Origin of the sequence: Pseudomonas kielensis (assembly GCF_030505375.1) — a bacterium.
Classification (GTDB): domain Bacteria; phylum Pseudomonadota; class Gammaproteobacteria; order Pseudomonadales; family Pseudomonadaceae; genus Aquipseudomonas; species Aquipseudomonas kielensis.
In genome coordinates this window covers 1,001,608-1,022,917 of the sequence record NZ_CP130043.1, presented here as the reverse complement: position 1 = coordinate 1,022,917, position 21,310 = coordinate 1,001,608, and the positions used below count along the sequence as shown (strand labels likewise).

The window sequence follows — 21,310 nt, the reverse complement described above, 5'->3', positions numbered from 1 at the left end:
GACCTGCCCCTACACGGGACCGTTCAAAACGTAGGGGCTGGCCTACAAGGCAGGGCTTTTACGCTGCCGGCCAATCCGGATAGTTGCGCTTGTCCGGCGCTGGCGGGAAGTACTGGTACAGCCAGGTCTCGCTCAGCGTCCGGTCCTGGGTGCGGATGAACAGGCGCAGTTCGACCGGCTCCACGCTGTCGTTGGTGGGGAACCAGTCGAAGGTGATCCGGTAGCCCTTGATGTCGTCGAGCACCAGCACGTTGAAATCCTTGACCTCACCGTTCGAGGCGGTCACCACCGGCTCGATGCCGGTGCCCGGTGGCAGGCGATCCAGTCCGCCGCCATTGAAGTCGACGGCAAAGCGCCGCGCCCAGACCTTCGGATAATGCTCGCCCGGGGCCCAGCCTTCGGTGAAACCGCCCATGCCTGAACGGGTGGCATTGACCCGTGCCAATGGCGTACCAACAGGGGGCAGGGCGCTCCAGTAGAGTTTGTACCCGTAGTTCAGGGAGTCGCCCGCCGCCACCGGCTTTTTCGGGGTCCAGAAGGCCACGATGTTGTCCAGGGTTTCGCCCGTGGTCGGGATTTCCAGCAGGTCGATGGAGCCCTCGCCCCAGGCGGTGGTCGGCTCGACCCACAGGCTTGGACGCTTGCTGTACCAGTCGACGGTGTCCTGATAGCTGGCAAATTCGTGGTCGGTCTGGACCAGGCCGAAACCTTTCGGGTCCTTGTCGGCGAAGGCGTTGAACTGCAACGTCGCCGGGTTGTTCAGCGGGCGGCAGATCCACTCGCCGTTGCCGCGCCACATGGCGAGGCGGTCCGAGTCGTGGATTTGCGGGTGAATGGTGTCGCACATGCGCCGCTCATGGGTGCCGCAACTGAACATGCTGGTCATCGGTGCAATGCCCAGTTGTTCAATGGCGGTGCGGGCGTTGACGTGGGCATCGACGGCCATCACCACCTGCGTGGCCTGGCAATCGATGTCGAAGCGGTAGGCCCCCGTGGCGCTCGGCGAGTCGAGCAGGGCGTAGACCACAAACCGGGTGCTGTCCTTGTCCGGGGTTTCGAACCAGAACTTGGTGAAATCAGGGAATTCTTCGCGTTTTTTCCCGTAGGTGTCGATGGCCAGGCCACGGGCCGACAAGCCGTACTGGCCGGTGTTGTCCACCGCGCGGAAGTAGCTGGCGCCGAGGAACGACACCACGTCGTGCCGATCCAGCTCCGGGGCCTTGAACAGCTTGAACCCGGAGAACCCCAGGTCACCCTTGAGCTGCGCCGTATCGACTTTGGAATTCTGGTAGTTGAACAGCGCCGGGCGGAAGTGCACTTCTCGCGCCTGCCGGGTTTTCGGGTCGACGCTGTACATGCGCACTGGCTGCTTGAAGCCCATGCCGACATGGAAAAACTGCACGTCCAGCTGGCCGTTCAGTTCATTCCACAGGGAATGCTTGGCATCGTATTGAATGGCATTGAAGTTCTGCGGCGTCATGCTGGCCAATGTCGGCGGCAGCACTTGCTTGGTGTCCACGTAGCGGGTGCTGGCCAGTTGTTTGGCCTGCACCTTCAGCGCCTCGAAATCGAAGGCTTGCGCCTCACCATCAGCCGTGCCGGCCCAGGCACGGGCGGCCAGCAGGCCGGTGGCCGAGAGGCCGGTGTAGGCGGCGATGGCCATGGAGGCCTTGAGCAAATTCCTGCGGTGCATAGGACAACCTGTCTTGGACGATCCCGCGGCGTTCCTGGCTGCGTTACGGATCAGAAATAGAGGTTCGGACAAGCCTTCGGCCAAACGCATGGGAGTTTAAACAGATGGCAAACAAGTTAAAGGGTTCGAAATAACTCGCAAACTGATTGGCTTGCACTTTGCGCAAAACTGCGACGTGGGAGATCGCGGTTGGGGTTCAACGTCTGTCCGACGCAGTGTTTAAAATAAGCGTTTTCATTTTTTTGACTAATTACTCTAAAAATACCTCGCAACGGATTTTTTGTTTCTATTCTTAGGTTCATGACCGGCCCTTGCCCATGGGTTGGCGCAGGTTGAAGCAACAGCAGGGCGATGGAGTAACCAGGGTTTCATCACATGCAGAGGGACATCGTCCATGGCTAGAGCGCAAGGCATTATCGGTTGGCTGGGTTGTTTTGCAGGCATGAACCTTTCGCGGCGATCGCGCCGGTTGAGTTCAGAGGAGATAAAACTGCTGGAGCGTTATCGCGAGCTCTCGGAGAGTGACCGGATCGCCATGCGCTATCTGGTGGAGGCGATGCGCAGTGTGTCGCGGTTCTGAAGCAGGGGAGAGCGTCACCCATGCAGGTGACGCTCGGTTCGCTGATGCAGGACCTCAGCCCACTTCACCTACCGCCCTGTACGCCTCATCGATCGCGGCATGGGCATAGGCACTCCAGGCTGCGTCGGAGTTGGCGATGCTGACCTTGCCCACGGGCTGACGTGCCAGGTTCATCAACTTTTCACTTTCGTCGGAATCGTCGTACAGGCTATTGGAGAAGTACGCGTAGCCGTGTGACCAGCGATTGACGGTGATGCCCAGGATATCGGTCTGGTGGTTGAAGCCGCCCGGGCCGAGCATGCGTTGCAACTGATCGCGCAGTTGCGCTTCGAGCACTTCGAACGTCTGTCCGTACAGCCGGCCGCGACCGGCACGGGCCTGGTCGCGGGCGTTCATGCCACTGTTGGGGCTGGTGGGCACATAAACCATGTGCAGGCCAATGGGCTGTGTCGGGTCCTTGGGATGATCGTAGCCGCCCATGCTCACCGGGTAGTCGAGCTTGATCCGGCTGTAGGGCTGGGTCGCGGCATAGATTTCGTGGACCCCCAGTTTCTGGAACGACTGCCAGTTGCGGATCACCACCTTGGTGTACACCAGCGGGAATTTCACGTTCTGGCTCAGGGCGTGGGATTGTTCGGCCGAGAGGTCGCGCAGCAGGTAGGGAATCATCATGTTGTAGCAAGCCATGATGCAGTGCTTGCCACGCACCTGGCTTAGTTTCCCGCCACGGCTGTAACCGATGTTCACCCCGTTGCCGACGTTGCGCACGCTGACTGCGGTGCTGTTGAGGCGAATGCGTACCGGGGTTTTTGCCTGGTCGAGTTTGCTGTAGTCGAACGGGGCCAGGACGATATCGTCCATGGTGTGACCGGGGGCCACGGCCGGGATCAGGCTGCGCACCAGCAAGCGGGCCAGCGAGGCGTTGCCGTCGGGGAAGTGGTAGATGTAGGGCTCTTCCATTTCCGCCTGGGCTTCTTCGCTGATCGGCTCCAGGTTCATTGCCGCGAAGCCTGGGAAGCCGACGTTGTAGGCGTCATACGCTGCCACGGCATCGATGCTCAGGGCCATGAAGTCGTTGGTGCGACTCTGGAAATACTTCACCGCCTGTTCCGAAAGTCCGACGTCCTTGAGCAGGAAGTCGCGATAGCTGGTGCGCTCCAGGTGGGCGGTTTTGTCTTCGGTGGATTGGCCTGCCAGGTAGTCCTTGGGGGCGCTGTGTACGGCGATCAGCGCGTCACGGTCGGCCTGCGGTAGGGGGAAGTCGTTGATGAAGTCTTCAATGCGGCGGGCGTGCAACTGGTCCGGGGCGATGTCGTCGGCCACCATGGGGGTCGGGTCGCCGGTCACCAGTTTGTCTTCGCCGAAGTTTTCCTTGTCGAAGAACACCGCGCGTGACAGGCCCAGGCCCGGGTAGAACTGGCGATCGAACGCGCTTTCAAAGCGCTTGATGTCGACCCCGAGTTTCTTCAGCAGGCCATTCACTTCCTTGCTGTAGAGGTGGTTGGGCGACTGGAAGGCTTCACTGCCGCCATAGCCGAGGATCATCCGCCCGCCGGCGGAGAACTCGTTGCGCTTGGCGTGGCCGCCGAAGTCGTCGTGGTTTTCCAGGATCAGGATGCGTGCCTTGGGATGTTTCTCGCGGTAGAACCAGGCGGCGGACAACCCGCTCAGGCCACCGCCGACGACCACCAGGTCGTAGTCTTCGCTGATGGGCAGCGGGTCGGTGTCGAAGACTTTTTTCTCCCAGCCCATCTGGTGTGCCAGTTCGAAGGAGCCGACGTGGCTGCCGCGCAGGCCGGTGAGGGCGGGTGGGTAGTAGCGGCCGTCAGGGGCGGCCTGGAGCAGCTGCAGCGGGGTCATTCCGGCGGCAATGCTGATGGCGACGCCGTTGAGGAAGTCGCGGCGGGTGATTTCCATGTTCAATCCTTGGTGGTTTTTTAGTCGCCCCGAGCCGCGTGCACGGGTCAGGGCGTGGTCGTGACCGGCTGACTTTCCAGGCATCGCCTGCCGTGGCGGGCAGGGGGCTCAAACAGGATCGCAGGAGAGTGTTTCTGGGGGGACGCCTGGGTGGAGCGTACTGCCGGTCTCTGCCTTGAGGCCTGGGTAATGGCTTCGCAAGCGAGCCCGCCCGCGAAGCCATTAGAACCTTAATGCTTGAACATTACATGCCGCACGGTGGTGTAGTCCTCCAGCCCGTACATTGACATGTCCTTGCCATACCCAGACAGTTTCTGACCACCATGGGGCATTTCACTGACCAGCATGAAGTGGGTATTGACCCAGGTGCAGCCGTACTGCAAACGCGCGGCGAGACGGTGGGCGCGGCCGACGTCGGCCGTCCACAGCGAAGATGCCAGCCCGTAGTCCGAATCGTTGGCCCAGCCCAGTACCTGGGCCTCATCGTCGAAACGGGTCACCGAGACCACTGGCCCGAACACTTCACGCCGGACGATTTCGTCGTCCTGCTGGGCGTCGGCCAGTACCGTTGGCTCGAAGAAGAAACCCTCGCCTTCCACGGCCTTGCCGCCGGTGATCAAGCGAATGTGCGGTTGCGCCACGGCGCGCTCGACAAAGCCGGCGACGCGGTCGCGATGCTGGGCAGTGATCAGCGGGCCCAGTTCGGTGGCCGGATCATCCTGCAGGCCGTATTTGATGCTACTGACCGCTGCACCCAGTTTCTCCACGAACTGCTCGTAGATCCCGGCCTGGGCATAGATACGGCAGGCCGCGGTGCAGTCTTGCCCGGCGTTGTAGAAGCCGAACGTGCGGATGCCTTCCACGGCCGCGTCGATGTCGGCGTCGTCGAAGATGATCACCGGCGCCTTGCCGCCCAGCTCCATGTGCATGCGTTTGACGCTGTCGGCGGTGCTGGAAATGATGTTCGAGCCAGTGGCGATCGAACCGGTCAGCGACACCATGCGTACTTTCGGGTGGGTGACCAGTGGGCTGCCCACCGTTGGCCCGCGACCGAATACCAGGTTGAGCACACCGGCCGGGAAAATATCCGACGCCAGCTCGGCTAGGCGCAAGGCGGTCAGCGGAGTCTGTTCCGACGGCTTGAGCACCACGGTATTACCGGCCGCCAGGGCGGGAGCGATTTTCCAGGCGACCATCATCAGCGGGTAGTTCCACGGCGCGATGGAGGCAATCACACCGACGGGGTCGCGGCGGATCATCGAGGTGTGGCCCGGCAGGTATTCACCCCCGGCCATGCCGCTCATGCAACGGCTGGCGCCGGCAAAGAAGCGGAACACATCGGCAATCGCCGGGATCTCGTCGTTCAGCGCCGCGCTCAGGGGTTTGCCGCAGTTATCCGATTCCAGCCGGGCCAGTTCTTCGCCGTGGGCTTCGATGGCATCGGCCAGCTTGAGCAGCAACAGCGAACGGTCCTTGGGCGGGGTCTGCGACCAACTGTCGAAGGCGGCATCGGCGGCGCGTACGGCGGCGTCGACCTGGGCTTCGCTGGCTTCATTGATCTGCACCAGTACACGGCCCAGCGACGGGTTGAAGACGGCTTGGGCCGGGCCTTCGCCCTCCACCAGTTGGCCGTTGATCAGCAGTTTGGTTTGCATGTTCATGTCCTCTTTGGCGCTTTTATTGTTCTGCAGAAACCGGATCACTGTAGGAGCGAGCAGGCTCGCTCCTACAGCAGATGTTGGTCGTCAGTTACTTCCCACCGCTACCGGCCACGCTTTCACCGCCGCGTGTCAGGTAATAGGCACCGAGAATCGGCAACATGGTCACGATCATCACCAGCATCGCTACCACGTTGGTCACCGGCACGTCCCGTGGGCGGCTGAGCTGGTTGAGCAGCCACAGCGGCAAGGTGCGTTCATGGCCGGCGGTGAAGGTGGTGACGATGATTTCGTCGAACGACAGGGCAAACGCCAGCATGCCGCCAGCCAGCAGCGCCGAGCCGAGGTTCGGCAGGATGATGTAGCGGAAGGTCTGCCAGCCATCGGCGCCCAGGTCCATCGAGGCCTCGATCAGGCTGTGGGAGGTGCGGCGCAGGCGGGCGATGACGTTGTTGTAGACGATCACCACACAGAAGGTCGCGTGACCGACGATGATGGTGAACATGCCCGGCTCGATGCCCAGGGTCTTGAAGGTCGCCAGCAACGCGATACCGGTGATGATCCCCGGCAGGGCAATCGGCAGGATCAACATCAGCGAGATGCCTTGCTTGCCGAAGAAGTCACGCCGGTACAGTGCCGCCGAGGCCAGGGTGCCGAGGACCATGGCGATCAGGGTCGCGATGGCGGCGATCTGGGCCGACAGCTTGATGGCTTCCAGTACGTCAGGCCGTGAGAACGCCACGCCGATCCACTTCAGGGTGAAACCCTTGGGCGGAAAACTGAACGCTGCGTCTTCGGTGTTGAAGGCGTACAGGAAGATGATCAGGATCGGGAAGTGCAGGAACACCAGCCCGCCCCAGGCGGCAATGCGCAGACCTAAAGAAGCTTTTTCAGAGTGCATCGAAGGCCCCCAGGCGTTTGACGATGGACAGGTAGATGGCAATCAGCACGATGGGCACCAGGGTGAAGGCCGCGGCCATCGGCATGTTGCCGATCGCGCCTTGCTGGGCGTAGACCATGCTGCCGACGAAGTAACCCGGCGGGCCCACCAGTTGCGGCACGATGAAGTCGCCCAGGGTCAGGGAGAAGGTGAAGATCGAGCCTGCGGCAATGCCCGGCACCGACAGCGGCAGGATCACCTGCATGAAGGTCTGGCGCGGCTTGGCGCCGAGGTCGGCGGAGGCTTGCAGCAGGGACGGCGGCAGGCGCTCCAGCGAAGCCTGGATCGGCAGGATCATGAACGGCAGCCAGATGTACACGAACACCATGAAGCGGCCCAGGTGCGAGGTGGACAAGGTGCTGCCACCGACCCCGGGAATCCCCAGGATGAACTGCAGCACGGGCTCCAGCCCCAGGTGCTGCACGAACCACTGTGCGACGCCGCCCTTGGCCAGCAGCAGGGTCCAGGCATAGGCCTTGACGATGTAGCTGGCCCACATCGGCATCATCACCGCGATGTAGAAGAACGCCTTGGTCTTGCCGGTGGTGTAGCGCGCCATGTAGTAGGCGATCGGAAACGCCACGATGGCGCTGGCGATCGAGACCACGATGGCCATGCTCAGGGTGCGCAGGATGATGTCGAAGTTCGACGGCTGGAACAGCGCGGCGAAGTTGCCCAGGGTCAGGTCAGGGGTGACCGCCATGGTGAAGTCGTCAAAGGTGTAGAAGCCCTGCCACAACAGGGTCAGGAGCGAGCCGAGATAGATCGCGCCGAACCAGATCAGCGGCGGCACCAGCAACATCGACAGGTACAGGTTGGGCCGGCGGTACAGCAGGTTGGAGAACCGGCGCAGCGGCGAGCCCCCGGGGGGTGTTTGGGTCATGGCCACGGTGTTCATCTCACACCCCGCTCGTGACGGTGTCGTGCAGCGGGGTCATCGCCTCGCGGGCCCAGCGCGCGCTGATGCGTTGGCCGGTCTGGTGCTGGGCGCTGGTGTCCAGCCACTGGTTGTTGGCCTTGCTGATGTTCAGGGTCTGGCCGTTTTCCAGCTTCAACTCGTAACGGGTGGCGCTGCCCTGGTACTGGATGTCGTGCAGCAGGCCGCTGACTTCGATCTCATGGCTGGCCAGCGGGCCTTCGGCGAAACGCACGTGTTCCGGACGAATCGAGAAGGGCTGCGGGTTGCCGCTCAGTTGTTGTGCCAGTTCGCCGCGGATCACGTTGGAGGTGCCGACGAATTCCGCGACGAAGGTGGTGGCCGGTTTCATGTACAGGTTGCGCGGGGTGTCCACTTGCTCGATGCGACCCTTGTTGAACACTGCCACGCGGTCGGACATCGACAGGGCTTCGGTCTGGTCGTGGGTGACGAAAATGAAGGTGATGCCGAGCTGGCGCTGCAGCTTCTTCAGCTCGCTCTGCATTTGTTCACGCAGTTTCAGGTCCAGCGCCCCCAGGGGTTCGTCGAGCAACAGCACCCGCGGGCGATTGACCAGTGCGCGGGCCAGGGCCACACGCTGGCGCTGGCCGCCGGACAACTGCACCGGCTTGCGCTCGCCGTAGCCGCCCAGGGCCACCATGGCGAGGGATTCTTCGGCACGCTCCAGGCGTTCTTTCTTGGCCACGCCCTTGACCTTCAAGCCGTAGGCGACGTTGTCGCGGACATTCATGTGGGGGAACAGGGCGTAATCCTGGAAGACGGTGTTGACGTCACGCTGATAGGGCGGCAGTCCGGCGGCTTCTTCGCCGTGAATGCGGATCGACCCCGCGCTCGGCTGTTCGAAGCCGGCGATCAGCCGCAGGCAGGTGGTTTTACCCGAGCCGGAAGGGCCGAGCATGGAAAAGAACTCGCCGTCCTGGATGTCGATGGAAACCCGGTCTACGGCTTTCACTTCGCCGAATAGACGGGAAACGTTGGTGAATTGGACTGCAAGCGTCATGGTGCGGTGCTCCAAAAAGGCGCGGGCCGTCGCAGCGGCCCTGCCTGGACTTCTGAAAAATCTATCAATCGAAAATCAATTCTGCTGCTGGCAAAGCGATGGAGCTGGAAAAGTCGTTCAGGGAGCGTCGCGAGCGGCGATTAGCCGTGTCCGGCCAGCGCACAGCACCCGCAGCGTACGTCAGTACGTGAGGATGCGAGCACTGCCCGGGCGCGGATAATCGACGCGCAGCAACTCCCTGAATGACTTTTAGCGGCCGCCCATGATCGCGATGTAGTCCTGGGTCCAGCGGCTGTACGGCACGAACTTGCCACCTTCAGCCTGCGGGGTTTTCCAGAAGGCGATCTTCTCGAACTGGTCGAAGCCGTTGGTCTTGCAGCCTTCGGCGCCCAGCAGTTCGCTGCCCTGACAGGCCGCCGGGACCGCTGGCAACGAGCCAAACCAGGCCGCGACATCACCCTGGACCTTGGGTTGCAGCGACCAGTCCATCCACTTGTAGGCGCAGTTCGGGTGCTTGGCCTCGGCGTGCAGCATGGTGGTATCGGCCCAGCCGGTGGCGCCTTCTTTCGGGATGGTCGAGGCGATGGGCTGCTTCTCGTTCATCAGGCCGTTGACCTGATAGGGCCAGGCGCTGGACGCCACGACACCTTCGTTCTTGAAGTCACTCATTTGCACGGTGGTGTCGTGCCAGTAGCGGTGGATCAGCGGCTGTTGGGCGCGCAGCAGGTCGAGCACGGCCTTGTACTGCGCTTCGGTCAGTTCGTAGGGGCTCTGGATGCCCAGTTCCGGTTTGGTGGATTTCAGGTACAGCGCCGCGTCGGCGATGTAGATCGGACCGTCATAGGCCTGCACGCGGCCCTTGTTCGGCTTGCCGTCTGGCAGGTTCTGCGCATCGAACACCACGTTCCAGCTGGTGGGCGCGGTCTTGAACACGTTGGTGTTGTACATCAGCACGTTCGGCCCCCATTGATAGGGGGTGCCGTATGTCTGTTGGTTGACCACGTACCAGGGGGCATCCTTGAGGCGCGGATCAAGGTTCTTCCAGTTGGGGATCAGTGCAGTATTGATCGGCTGCACACGCTTGCCGACGATCAACCGCAGCGAGGCGTCGCCGGAGGCGGTCACCAGGTCGTAACCGCCCTTGGCCATCAGGCTGACCATCTCATCGGAAGTGGCGGCGGTCTTGACGTTGACCTTGCAGCCGGTCTCCTTCTCGAAGCCGGTCACCCAGTCATAGGCTTTGTCGCTTTCACCCCGTTCGATGTAGCCAGGCCAGGCCACGATGTCCAGTTGGCCCTCGCCGGCACCAACGGCTTTCAGCGGTTCGGCGGCCTGGAGGCTGGCACTGGCCAGCAGCGCGGTGGTGATTGCACTGAGCAGTGCGGTCTTGTGCACGAACATGGGGTTTCCCTCTTCTTTAAATTATGGTCGGGGCAGTATTGAACGTGATGCAGCTGGCCTTTTCGGCTTGTTGTTAGCTTAGTAGCGTTATTTCAGGTCATTGCCGTGGCGGGCCATGATGTGCCGCACCACGCTGTAGTCCTGCAGCGAATCGCTGGACAGGTCCTTGCCGTAGCCGGAGCGTTTCAAACCGCCGTGGGGCATTTCACTGACCAGCATGAAGTGGCTGTTGATCCAGGTGCAGCCGTACTGCAAGCGCGCCGCGACCTGCATCGCCTTGTCGAGGTTCTGCGTCCAGACCGACGAGGCCAGGCCGTACTCCGAGTCGTTGGCCCAGTCCACCGCTTGCTCCAGCTCGTCGAAGCGGGTCACGGTGACCACCGGGCCGAACACTTCGCGCTGGACGATTTCATCGCTTTGCTTGCAGCCGGCGAGCAGGGTGGGCTGGTAATAGAAGCCGGCGCCGGAATGCACCGCCGCGCCGGTCACCCGTTCGATGTGCGGCTGGCCGAGGGCGCGTTCGACAAAGCTGGCCACGCGGTCGCGCTGGCGGGTGCTGATCAGCGGGCCGATCTCGTTGTCGGCGTCACGCTTGCCGGCGAACCGCAGGCTGCTGACAGCCGCGCCCAACTCCGCCACCAGCTTGTCGTGAATCCCGTCCTGGGCGTAGATGCGGCAGGCCGCGGTGCAGTCCTGTCCGGCGTTGTAGTAACCGTAGCTGCGCACGCCGGCGACCACGGCTTGCAGGTCGGCATCGTTGCAGACGATCACCGGCGCCTTGCCGCCCAGTTCCAGGTGGGTGCGCTTGAGGGTCTTGGCGGCGGCCTGGAGGATTTTCTGCCCGGTGACGATGTCGCCAGTGAGCGAGACCATACGGACTTTGGGATGGCTGACCAGGTGGCTGCCGACCCCTTCACCGCCACCGCAGACGATGTTGATCACCCCGCGCGGCAGGATCTCGGCCAGCGCCGGCGCCAGGGCCAGGATCGACAGCGGGGTATGTTCGGAGGGCTTGAACACCAGGGTATTGCCGGCGGCGAGGGCCGGGGCGATTTTCCAGGCGGCCATCATGATCGGGTAGTTCCACGGCGCAATCGAGGCCACCACGCCAATGGGGTCGCGGCGCACCATGCTGGTGTAGCCCGGCAGGTATTCACCGCTGAGCTGGCCGGTCTGGCAGCGCACGGCGCCAGCGAAGAAGCGGAACACGTCCACCGTCGCACTGAGGTCATCCTGGCGCGCCAGGTGCAGTGGTTTGCCGCAGTTCAGCGATTCCAGGCGGGCCAGCAGGTCAGCGTGTTTCTCGATGGCGTTGGCGATGTCCAGCAGGATGTTCGAGCGCTGTTGCGGCGTGGTTCGCGACCAGCCGGCAAAGGCCCGGTGGGCGGCGAGGATCGCGGCTTCGACCTGTTCGGTGCTGGCTTCGGCAATGTGGGTCAGCACTTCGCCGGTGGCCGGGTTGAGAATCGGCTCGACAAAGCCCTGGCCGGCGACCAATTCACCATCGATCAGTAAGGCGGTGAACAAAGGGGTCTGCGCGCCGGGCATTTTTCGGGTTCTCTTTTCTTGTGTGGCCATGGTGCTCCCTGTGACTGGGGGCCCGACCGTCTTATAGATGTACAAAGACTAGTGGCGGGGCTTGAGGACGACAAATACTAAATACTGAATGCTGCGTTCGATTAAATAGATGGCTTGCGTCCGCCGGGCGGCTGCTCGCGGGCCACTGTCAGGAATGGGTCGACCAGTGCCGGGCGGGCGGTGCCACGGCGCCAGGCCAGGCCGACATCGAGGGTCTGGCTGAGGTCGGCGATGGGCCGGGCTTCGATGATGTCGCCTTCCAGGGACCATGGGCGGTAGGTCATGTCGGGCTGGATCGACACCCCCAGGCCCGCTGCCACCAGGCTACGCACGGCCTCGGTCGAGGCGGTGCGCAAGGTGATGCGTGGTTGCAGCGAGGCGGCTCGCCACATGCGCTGGGCGTTGCGGTCCATCTCGTCGACGTTCAACTGGATCAATGGCTCGCGAGCGACGTCCGCCAGGTTGATGCTGTCGTGCTCCAGCAACGGGTGCTGGGCCGGTAGCCACAGGCGGTGGGGCGAGTGGGTCAGCACTTCGGTTTGCAGGGCGTGGCGATCCTCGAGGTTGGACAGGATCAGCACCCCGACATCGATTTCGCCACTGACCAGCAAGTGCTCGATGTACGGGCGCTCATCTTCCATGACCCGGATCTCGACATTGGGGTAGGCCCGTTGAAAGCGGGTCAGCAGGTCCGCCAGGTAGTAGCCCGCGACCAGGCTGGTGACCCCTATGGTCAATTGCCCGGCCACTTGGTCGGTGCTTTGTTGCAGGCTGCGCTTGGCGTTGTCCACGGTGGCCAGAATCAAGTGCGCCTGACGCAGGAACTGGTGTCCCTGGTGGGTCAGGGTCATGCCCTTGGCGTGGCGGTTGAACAGGTTGACCCCAATCTCCTGCTCCAGTTGCTGGATGGCCAGGGTCAGGGTGGACTGGGAGATATACACCGCTTGCGCGGCGGCCGAGATCGAGCCGGTTTCGGCGACGGCGATGAAGTGACGGATCTGACGCAGGGTCATCATGGGAAAAGTACCCGGTGGGCGGTTTTTATAGATTTTTCCCAGTGTATATCTTTTTTATCGATGCCCTAGCCCAGCTAGCAGGGCCACCGCAAGGGGTGGGCAACATCTGGAAGCACACTCGCCCGCAGGCCTCGGGCACTTTAGATCTAGGCTGGTGGCCTTATTTATCGGTTAAACGTGATTTTCTGGAGGCTATCTATGATTACCCGTGGTTTGCTCGATCAGTTACTCAAGTCCGGCCAGGACCTGTTGCAGAAAAAGGCCGGCGGGACCCAGAACAAAGCGGCCAGCGGCGGGCTGGGCAGCCTGCTCTCCGGTGCGGGCGGCGGGGCCTTGGCCGCTGGCGCGATGGGCCTGCTGCTGGGTAACAAGAAGGCGCGCAAAGTCGGCGGCAAGGTGGCGGTCTATGGCGGCCTCGCGGCACTGGGCGTGATTGCCTACAAGGCCTACGGCAACTGGCAGGCCCAGCAGGGCACGGCGCCGCAGACCGAGCCACAAACCCTCGATCGCCTGCCGCCGGCGCAGGTCGAGCAGCACAGCCAGGCCATCCTCAAGGCCCTGGTGGCCGCCGCCAAGGCCGACGGCCATGTCGACGCGCGCGAGCGTGAGCTGATCGAGGGCGAGTTCCGCAAGCTGGACAACGACCAGGAGCTGCAGCAGTGGCTGCACGCCGAACTCAACAAACCGCTGGACCCGGCCGACGTCGCCCGCGCCGCCAGCACCCCGGAAATGGCCGCCGAGATGTACATCGCCAGCGTGATGCTGGTGGACGAAGAGAACTTCATGGAGAAATCCTATCTCGACGAACTGGCCCGCCAACTCAAGCTGGAGCCGGGATTGAAAGCCGAGCTGGAGCGGCAGGTGCGCCTCTGAGTGTCGAGTGTCGCAGGTGAGCCATCGTCAAGTGACACGCGGCGAGGACTGCGTCTTCGAACGCAGCCTCGCCGGCTCGCCCGCAATGGCCAATCCACCGTCTGTTTCTACACAAATATCACTGGCGGCTCCCGGGCCATCTGACGGAAAGTAGCCGTCCCAGAGCGGATCCAGACTTTTCGCTCGGGATGAGACGCAGTGCGCAACCGCTGCTTAAACCCAGCGCGCCCTCGGCTATACTCCCCACCATTTGAATGGCCCCGAGGACTGACTGTGAAGAACTGGACGTTGCGCCAACGCATTTTGGCGAGCTTTGCGGTGATTATCGCCATCATGTTGTTGATGGTGGTCGTCTCTTACTCACGTCTGTTGAAGATCGAAGCCAGCGAGACCAGCGTTCGCGATGATGCCGTGCCAGGGGTCTATTACAGTTCGATGATTCGCAGTGCCTGGGTCGACAGCTACCTGGAGATCCAGAAAATGCTCGGCCTGGAGGAAGGGCAGGGGGTCACTGAGCAAGACCTCGCCAACTTCAAGGACTTCGAGCAGCGTCTCGAAGAGCAAATGGCCAACTACGCCACGACCATTCAAGGTGCCGAAGACCGCACCGAGTTCGATGCCTTCCAGAAAGCGCATCAGAACTTCACCCGGATCCTGGCCACCGTCCTTGACCTGCATAAAAACCACCAGGAGCAGGAGGCGATCCAGTTGTTCAATGAGCAGTTGACGCCAGCCTGGGTGACCGGCCGCCTGAAGCTCAACGACATCATCCGTGAGAACAAGGCGGTTGCCGACCACGCGACTGCCGCCATCGACGACGCCGTCGTCGCAGCGAAAATCAGTATGGGCGTGTCGTTGTTGGTGGCGGTGCTGGCGGCGGCGCTCTGCGGACTGCTGCTGATGCGCGCGATCATGGCGCCGATGAACCGCATCGTGAAGATCCTCGAAATCATGCGCACCGGAGACTTGAGCAATCGCCTCAACCTCGACCGCAAGGATGAGTTCGGCGCCGTGGAAAGCGGCTTCAACGACATGATGACCGAGCTCACCGCGCTGGTGTCCCAGGCCCAGCGTTCGTCGGTACAGGTCACGACCTCGGTGACCGAGATCGCCGCCACCTCCAAGCAACAGCAGGCCACCGCCACCGAAACCGCCGCGACCACCACGGAAATCGGGGCGACCTCGCGGGAGATCGCGGCAACCTCGCGCGACCTGGTGCGCACCATGACCGAAGTGTCCACCGCTGCCGACCAGGCCTCGGTATTGGCCGGCTCCGGTCAGCAGGGCCTGGCACGCATGGAAGACACCATGCACTCGGTGATGGGCGCGGCCGACCTGGTCAACGCCAAGCTGGCGATCCTCAATGAGAAGGCCGGTAACATCAACCAGGTGGTGGTGACCATCGTCAAGGTCGCCGACCAGACCAACCTGCTGTCGTTGAACGCCGCCATCGAAGCGGAAAAGGCCGGTGAGTACGGTCGCGGTTTTGCCGTGGTCGCCACCGAAGTGCGGCGCCTGGCCGACCAGACGGCCGTTGCCACCTATGACATCGAGCAGATGGTCCGTGAGATCCAGTCGGCGGTCTCGGCCGGTGTGATGGGCATGGACAAGTTCTCCGAAGAGGTGCGCCGCGGCATGTCCGAAGTGCAGCAGGTCGGCGAACAACTGTCGCAGATCATCCATCAGGTCCAGGCGCTGGCGCCGCGCGTGCTGATGGTCAACGAGGGCATGCAGGCCCAGGCCACCGGTGCCGAACAGATCAACCACGCGCTGGTGCAGTTGGGCGATGCCAGCAGCCAGACGGTCGAGTCGTTGCGCCAGGCCAGTTTCGCCATCGACGAATTGAGCCAGGTGGCCGTCGGGCTGCGCAGCGGCGTCTCGCGATTCAAAGTCTGATGAGCGAACTCGTGGCCAAGCGGGGCGCGGGTGTGGCCCCGAAACAAGCGCTGTTCCTGGTGTTTCGCATCGGTGGCGAGCGTTATGCCTTGCAGGCCGTGGAAGTGGCGGAGGTGCTGCCACGCCTGCCGCTCAAACCGATTGCCCAGGCGCCGCACTGGGTCGCCGGGGTGTTCGCCTACCGCGGGACGGTGGTGCCGGTGATTGATGTCGGCGCGCTGACCTTCGGCCTGGCTGCCGAGGCCCGCACCAGCACGCGCCTGGTGCTGGTGCACTATCAACCCGATGCCACGCTGCCCGCGCAACTGCTGGGGCTGATTCTCGAGCAGGCCACTGACACCTTGCGCTGCCATCCGGCGCAGTTCCAACCCTACGGCCTGGACAACCGCCAGGCGCCTTACCTGGGGCCGGTGCGCAAAGACGCCCAGGGACTGCTGCAATGGGTGCGGGTCGCGGACCTGCTGGATGCCCAGGTGCGGGCGCTGCTGTTTCCATCGCCCCCCTTGGACCCGTCGCTGCTTGAGGATCGAGCATGAGCAGTGACCAGCGTTTTTTCGACTTCCTCAAGGAGCGTATCGGCCTGGACGTGACGTCCGTCGGGCCGGCGATCATCGAGCGCGCGGTACGCCAGCGCACGGCTGCGCAACAGGTGCAAACGGCCGATCAGTATTGGCAACGCTTGTTGGGTTCGCGAGACGAGCAGCAAGCGCTGATCGAAGCGGTGATCGTGCCCGAGACCTGGTTCTTCCGCTATCCCGAATCCTTTGCCACGCTGGCCAGGCTGGCAAGCAAGCGCCTGGCCGAGCTCCACAACATGCGCGCACTGCGCATCCTCAGCCTGCCGTGCTCCACCGGCGAGGAGCCTTACTCGATTGCCATGGCCTTGCTCGATGCCGGGTTGGCCCCCCATCAGTTCAAGGTCGACGGCCTGGATGTCAGCCCATTGTCGGTGGAGCGGGCCAAGCGGGCGCGCTACGGCAAGAACTCCTTTCGCGGGCAGCAGGGCGATTTTCGCGAGCGGCATTTCAGTGTTGAAGATGACGGCTATCGCCTCAGCGAGCGGGTTCGCGAGCAGGTGCGTTTGCAGGTCGGCAATCTGCTGGACCCGACCCTGCTGGCCAATGAGCCGGCCTATGACTTCGTGTTTTGCCGCAACTTGCTGATCTATTTCGACCTGCCGACCCAGACCCAGGTCTTCGAAGTGCTCAAGCGCCTGACCCACGTTGACGGTGTGCTGTTCATCGGTCCGGCCGAAGGCAGTCTGCTGGGGCGCCTGGGCATGCGTTCGATCGGCATTCCCCAGTCGTTTGCCTTCAGCCGGCACAGTGAGCCTGAACCCCAGCCACTGCCGGCCTATATCGCGCCAGCGCTGTCGGCGAGCTTGCCGGTGCGCCGCGTGCCTGCGCCGCCAGTGCGCAGTCGGCCCTTTGCAACCGTGGCCCGCCCAGTGTCACCCCGGGCAGAACCGCCGGGCGCTGGCGATGCCGCGGTGCTGCTGGCCCACATTGCGACCCTGGCCAACGAAGGCAAAAGTCCTGAAGCGCGTGCCGCCTGTGAGGCGTACCTGCGCAGCCATGGCCCGGTGGCACAGGTGTTCTACTGGTTAGGCCTGCTCAGCGATGTGGCCGGCAGTGTGCTCGAAGCCCAGGGGTTTTATCGCAAGGCGCTGTACCTGGAGCCGCAACACCCCGAAGCCCTGATGCACCTGGCCGCGTTGCTCGCGTCCCAGGGCGATGTGGCCGGGAGCCGGCGCCTGCAGGAACGCGCGGCGCGCAACGAACGTACCGCTGACAGTGAGCGCAAACGATGACCGGTTCAGTTTCGTTGAACGTGACCCACGCCGATGCCCAGGCCATCGACGACTGCTGGAACCGCATCGGGGTCCACGGTGACAAGTCCTGTGGGTTGCTGGCGGAGCACATTCATTGCCGCAACTGCGCGGTCTACTCCGCCGCGGCTACCCGCCTGCTGGACCGATATGCGCTGCAACAGGACGACCAGGCCCATGGCTCGGCGACGGTCGAGGCGCAGGTCGCCACCCGTTCGCTGCTGATGTTCCGCCTGGGGGAGGAGTGGCTGGCGCTGAGCACCCGCAGCCTGGTGGAAGTGGCGCCTTTGCAGGCGGTGCATTCCTTGCCCCACCAGCGCTCACGGGCGTTGATGGGGGTAGCCAATGTGCGTGGCGCGCTGGTGGCCTGCCTGTCGCTGGTGGAGTTGCTGGGGCTGGAGGCCTCGACGGCAGGCCCATCCAGTGCGCGGGTCATGCCGCGCATGTTGATCATTGCCGCCCACGGCGGCCCGGTGGTGGTGCCGGTGGACGAGGTCGACGGGATCCATGCCATCGATCAGCGGCTGCTCGACGCGGCCTCGCGCTCGGGCCCGCAGGCCAGCGCCAAATACACCCGAGGCGTATTGCCCTTTAATGGGCGCAGTTTGCGTTGGCTGGATGAAGAGCAGTTGCTGTCCGCCGTGACCCGGAGCCTCACATGACCCCCGAGCAAATGCGCGACGCCTCGCTGCTGGAGTTGTTCAGCCTGGAGGCCGAAGCCCAGACCCAGGTACTCAGCGCCGGATTGCTGGCGCTGGAACGTGATCCGACCCAGGCCGTTCACCTGGAAGCCTGCATGCGCGCCGCCCACTCGCTCAAGGGCGCGGCGCGCATCGTTGGCGTCGATGCCGGGGTCGAAGTGTCCCATGTGATGGAGGATTGCCTGGTCAGCGCCCAGGAAGGCCGCCTGCTGCTGCGCCCCGAGCACATTGACGCGTTGTTGCAAGGTACCGACCTGCTGATGCGCATCGCCACGCCCGGCAACGCGGTCGGGCCCAGCGATATCTACGCGTATGTGGCGTTGATGGGACGGTTGCTCGATCCCGCGTCGGCACCGACGCCGACGCCGGTGAGCCTGCCGCCGCCGGCGCCGGAGCTGCCGATGGCCGAGCTGCAACTCGAACCCCCTGTCTCGCGCTTTGAGCTGTCGGAGCCCGAGCCGTTGCAGGTGAACTCGGCGGAGCTCGCCAGGCCCGCCAAGCGAGTCACCGAGGGCGGCGAGCGGGTGCTGCGGGTGACTGCCGAGCGTCTGAACAGCCTGCTCGATCTGTCGAGTAAATCGCTGGTCGAGACCCAGCGTCTGAAACCCTATCTGACGACCCTGCAGCGCCTCAAACGTATGCAGAGCAACGGCCTGCGCGCCCTGGAAAACCTCAATGCCCAGCTCAAGGAACAGAGCCTTGGTCTGGAAGCCGAGGAGGCCCTGGAAGAGGCGCGGCGGCTGCTGGCCGAGTCCCAGCAATTGCTGGCGGAGCAAACCGCAGAGCTGGACGAATTTGCCTGGCAGGCCAGCCAGCGGGCCCAGGTGCTGTACGACACTGCGCTGGCCTGCCGCATGCGCCCGTTTGCCGACGTGCTGACCGGTCAGGCACGGATGGTCCGCGACCTGGGCCGCAGCCTGGGCAAGCAGGTGCGCCTGGAGATCGAGGGCGAAAAGACCCAGGTCGACCGCGACGTGCTGGAAAAACTCGAAGCGCCGCTGACCCACCTGCTGCGCAATGCGGTGGACCACGGCATCGAGTCGCCGGAGCAGCGCTTGCTGGCTGGTAAACCGGCCGAAGGGCTGATCCGCCTGCGGGCGTCCCATCAGGCCGGCCTGTTGGTACTGGAGCTGAGCGACGATGGCAATGGCGTAGACCTGGAACAGGTCCGGCGCAGCATCGTCCAGCGTCAGCTGTCGCCGGCCGAGACCGCGGCGCAATTGAGCGAAGAGGAACTGCTGACGTTCCTGTTTCTGCCCGGCTTCAGCCTGCGGGACAAAGTCACTGAAGTTTCCGGCCGTGGCGTCGGCCTCGACGCGGTGCAGCACATGGTGCGCCAGTTGCGTGGGGCGGTGATGCTGGAGCAGAAGGCGGGCGAGGGCAGTCGTTTCCACCTTGAAGTGCCCCTGACCCTGTCGGTGGTCCGCAGCCTGGTGGTGGAAGTCGGCGAGGAGGCCTACGCCTTCCCGCTGGCGCACATCGAGCGCATGTGCGACCTGGCGCCCGAGGACATCGTGCAGGTGGAGGGCCGTCAGCACTTCTGGCACGAAGGCCGGCATGTCGGGCTGGTGGCCGCCAACCAACTGCTGCAACGGCCAGTGAGCCAGAGCAGCGCGGCCACCCTCAAGGTGGTGGTGATTCGTGAGCGCGATGCGGTGTACGGCGTGGCCGTCGAGCGCTTTATCGGCGAGCGCACCCTGGTGGTGCTGCCGCTGGATGAGCGCCTGGGCAAGATCCAGGATATTTCTGCCGGCGCCTTGCTGGATGATGGTTCGGTGGTGCTGATCGTCGACGTCGAGGACATGCTGCGTTCGGTGGAGAAACTGCTCAATACCGGGCGCCTGGAGCGGATCGCCCGCCACAGCCAGCAGGCCGCGCAGGTGGCCCGCAAGCGGATTCTGGTGGTCGATGACTCGCTGACGGTACGCGAGTTGCAGCGCAAGCTGCTGCTCAACCGGGGTTATGACGTGGCCGTCGCCGTCGACGGCATGGACGGCTGGAACGCCCTGCGTGCCGAGGACTTCGACCTGTTGATTACCGATATCGACATGCCGCGCATGGATGGGATCGAACTGGTCTCGCTGTTGCGCCGCGACAATCGCCTGCAGTCGCTGCCCGTGATGGTGGTGTCCTACAAGGACCGTGAAGAGGATCGGCGCCGTGGACTGGATGCGGGAGCCGACTATTATCTAGCCAAAGCCAGCTTTCATGACGATGCCCTGCTCGACGCAGTGGTCGAGCTCATAGGAGGAGCGCGGGCATGAAGATCGCAATCGTCAACGATATGCCCCTGGCCGTGGAAGCGCTGCGCCGGGCCCTGGCGTTCGAGCCGGCGCACCAGGTGGTGTGGGTGGCCAGCAATGGCAGGGAAGCGGTGCAGCGTTGCGCCGAACTGACCCCGGACCTGATCCTCATGGACTTGATCATGCCGCTCATGGACGGGGTCGAGGCGACTCGCCGGATCATGGCTGAAACCCCGTGTGCCATCGTCATTGTCACGGTCGATCGCCAGCAGAATGTGCACCGGGTGTTCGAGGCCATGGGCCACGGCGCGCTGGATGTGGTCGACACGCCGGCCCTGGGGGCTGGCAATGCCCAGGAAGCCGCCGCACCGCTGCTGCGCAAAATCACCAACATCGGCTGGTTGATCGGCGAGAAGGGCAATCGCGAGCGCCCGGCCCCCAGCCCGCTGCGCAGCTCGGCCTCGCGCCAGCGCCTGGTCGCCATTGGCTCCTCGGCCGGCGGCCCGGCGGCGCTGGAAGTGCTGCTCAAGGGCTTGCCACGGGATTTTCCGGCGGCCATCGTGCTGGTGCAGCATGTGGATCAGGTGTTCGCCGCGGGCATGGCAGAATGGCTCACCAGTGTCAGTGGCCTGAATGTACGCCTGGCCCAGGAAGGCGAGCCGCCGCAAAGCGGCACGGTGTTGCTGGCGGGCACCAACCACCATATTCGCTTGTTGAAAAACGGCACGCTGGCCTACACCGCCGAGCCGGTCAACGAGATCTATCGGCCCTCGATCGATGTGTTCTTCGAAAGTGTGGCCAGTTACTGGGGCGGTGATGCCGTGGGTGTGCTGCTCACCGGAATGGGCCGCGATGGCGCCCAGGGACTCAAATTGATGCGCCAGCAGGGCTACCTGACCATCGCCCAGGACCAGAACAGCAGTGCGGTGTACGGTATGCCCAAGGCCGCCGCCGCCATCGACGCCGCGGTGGAAGTTCGCCCGCTGGAAAAAATAGCGCCACGATTGCTGGAGATCTTTGCAAAATGAATGACATCCGCAGCGGTACTG

The 21,310-nt window shown here is 63.5% G+C and carries 17 protein-coding genes; 8 read left to right on the top strand and 9 right to left on the bottom strand.

The genetic code is table 11. From position 1 onward, the window contains the following. Positions 1–58: 58 nt before the first annotated feature. A complete protein-coding gene (locus tag Q1W70_RS05085) occupies positions 59–1,693 on the bottom strand; it encodes a glucan biosynthesis protein D (protein ID WP_166588612.1) in 1,635 nt (544 codons plus the stop codon). Between the two features lie 394 nt (positions 1,694–2,087). Between Q1W70_RS05085 and Q1W70_RS05080 the strand changes: the two genes are divergently transcribed. Then, positions 2,088–2,273, top strand: a complete 186-nt coding sequence (locus Q1W70_RS05080) for a hypothetical protein (RefSeq protein ID WP_166588611.1) — start codon at positions 2,088–2,090, stop codon at positions 2,271–2,273. 54 nt (positions 2,274–2,327) lie between these two features. Here Q1W70_RS05080 and Q1W70_RS05075 read toward each other — a convergent pair whose 3' ends face one another. The 8 genes from Q1W70_RS05075 to Q1W70_RS05040 form a co-directional block, all read right to left on the bottom strand. Then, complete coding sequence (locus Q1W70_RS05075; protein WP_302098655.1) at positions 2,328–4,190, bottom strand: NAD(P)-binding protein; 1,863 nt, start codon at positions 4,188–4,190, stop codon at positions 2,328–2,330. A 230-nt stretch (positions 4,191–4,420) separates the two neighbouring features. Then, positions 4,421–5,845: a gamma-aminobutyraldehyde dehydrogenase gene (locus Q1W70_RS05070; protein WP_166588609.1), complete on the bottom strand. Its 1,425-nt coding sequence runs from the start codon at positions 5,843–5,845 to the stop codon at positions 4,421–4,423. A 94-nt stretch (positions 5,846–5,939) separates the two neighbouring features. Beyond that, on the bottom strand, positions 5,940–6,749 hold the full coding sequence (locus Q1W70_RS05065; protein ID WP_166588608.1) for an ABC transporter permease: 810 nt from the start codon (positions 6,747–6,749) through the stop codon (positions 5,940–5,942). Next, positions 6,739–7,686: an ABC transporter permease gene (locus Q1W70_RS05060; RefSeq protein ID WP_166588607.1), complete on the bottom strand. Its 948-nt coding sequence runs from the start codon at positions 7,684–7,686 to the stop codon at positions 6,739–6,741. Before Q1W70_RS05060 ends, Q1W70_RS05065 begins: the two co-directional genes overlap by 11 nt. Position 7,687: 1 nt before the next feature. Next, a complete protein-coding gene (locus Q1W70_RS05055; protein WP_166588606.1) occupies positions 7,688–8,725 on the bottom strand; it encodes an ABC transporter ATP-binding protein in 1,038 nt (345 codons plus the stop codon). A 249-nt stretch (positions 8,726–8,974) separates the two neighbouring features. Then, positions 8,975–10,126 (bottom strand): putative ABC transporter substrate-binding protein YdcS, encoded by a 1,152-nt coding sequence (gene ydcS, locus Q1W70_RS05050; protein ID WP_095166687.1) that lies wholly within the window; start codon positions 10,124–10,126, stop codon positions 8,975–8,977. A gap of 87 nt (positions 10,127–10,213) precedes the next feature. Continuing rightward, on the bottom strand, positions 10,214–11,704 hold the full coding sequence (locus Q1W70_RS05045; protein WP_302098654.1) for a gamma-aminobutyraldehyde dehydrogenase: 1,491 nt from the start codon (positions 11,702–11,704) through the stop codon (positions 10,214–10,216). A 101-nt stretch (positions 11,705–11,805) separates the two neighbouring features. Then, positions 11,806–12,720, bottom strand: coding sequence for a LysR family transcriptional regulator (locus tag Q1W70_RS05040; RefSeq protein ID WP_166588604.1), 915 nt, complete (start codon positions 12,718–12,720; stop codon positions 11,806–11,808). 198 nt (positions 12,721–12,918) lie between these two features. Here Q1W70_RS05040 and Q1W70_RS05035 point away from each other — a divergent pair, with 198 nt between their 5' ends. From Q1W70_RS05035 to Q1W70_RS05005, 7 genes are all read left to right on the top strand, one after another. Next, positions 12,919–13,593, top strand: a complete 675-nt coding sequence (locus tag Q1W70_RS05035) for a tellurite resistance TerB family protein (RefSeq protein WP_166588603.1) — start codon at positions 12,919–12,921, stop codon at positions 13,591–13,593. Between the two features lie 273 nt (positions 13,594–13,866). Beyond that, positions 13,867–15,489: a methyl-accepting chemotaxis protein gene (locus Q1W70_RS05030; RefSeq protein ID WP_166588602.1), complete on the top strand. Its 1,623-nt coding sequence runs from the start codon at positions 13,867–13,869 to the stop codon at positions 15,487–15,489. Next, positions 15,489–16,025, top strand: coding sequence for a chemotaxis protein CheW (locus Q1W70_RS05025; protein ID WP_166588601.1), 537 nt, complete (start codon positions 15,489–15,491; stop codon positions 16,023–16,025). Before Q1W70_RS05030 ends, Q1W70_RS05025 begins: the two co-directional genes overlap by 1 nt. Beyond that, positions 16,022–17,299: a CheR family methyltransferase gene (locus Q1W70_RS05020; protein WP_166588600.1), complete on the top strand. Its 1,278-nt coding sequence runs from the start codon at positions 16,022–16,024 to the stop codon at positions 17,297–17,299. The genes Q1W70_RS05025 and Q1W70_RS05020 overlap by 4 nt, the downstream gene beginning before the upstream one ends. Beyond that, positions 17,296–17,979 carry a chemotaxis protein CheW gene (locus Q1W70_RS05015; RefSeq protein WP_166588599.1) on the top strand — a complete coding sequence of 228 codons (684 nt, stop codon included), beginning with the start codon at positions 17,296–17,298 and terminating at the stop codon, positions 17,977–17,979. The genes Q1W70_RS05020 and Q1W70_RS05015 overlap by 4 nt, the downstream gene beginning before the upstream one ends. After that, on the top strand, positions 17,976–20,282 hold the full coding sequence (locus Q1W70_RS05010) for a hybrid sensor histidine kinase/response regulator (protein WP_302098653.1): 2,307 nt from the start codon (positions 17,976–17,978) through the stop codon (positions 20,280–20,282). The genes Q1W70_RS05015 and Q1W70_RS05010 overlap by 4 nt, the downstream gene beginning before the upstream one ends. After that, entirely contained in the window at positions 20,279–21,289 is a 1,011-nt protein-coding gene (locus tag Q1W70_RS05005; RefSeq protein ID WP_166588597.1) for a chemotaxis response regulator protein-glutamate methylesterase, read from the top strand. The genes Q1W70_RS05010 and Q1W70_RS05005 overlap by 4 nt, the downstream gene beginning before the upstream one ends. The last annotated feature ends 21 nt before the right edge of the window (positions 21,290–21,310 follow it).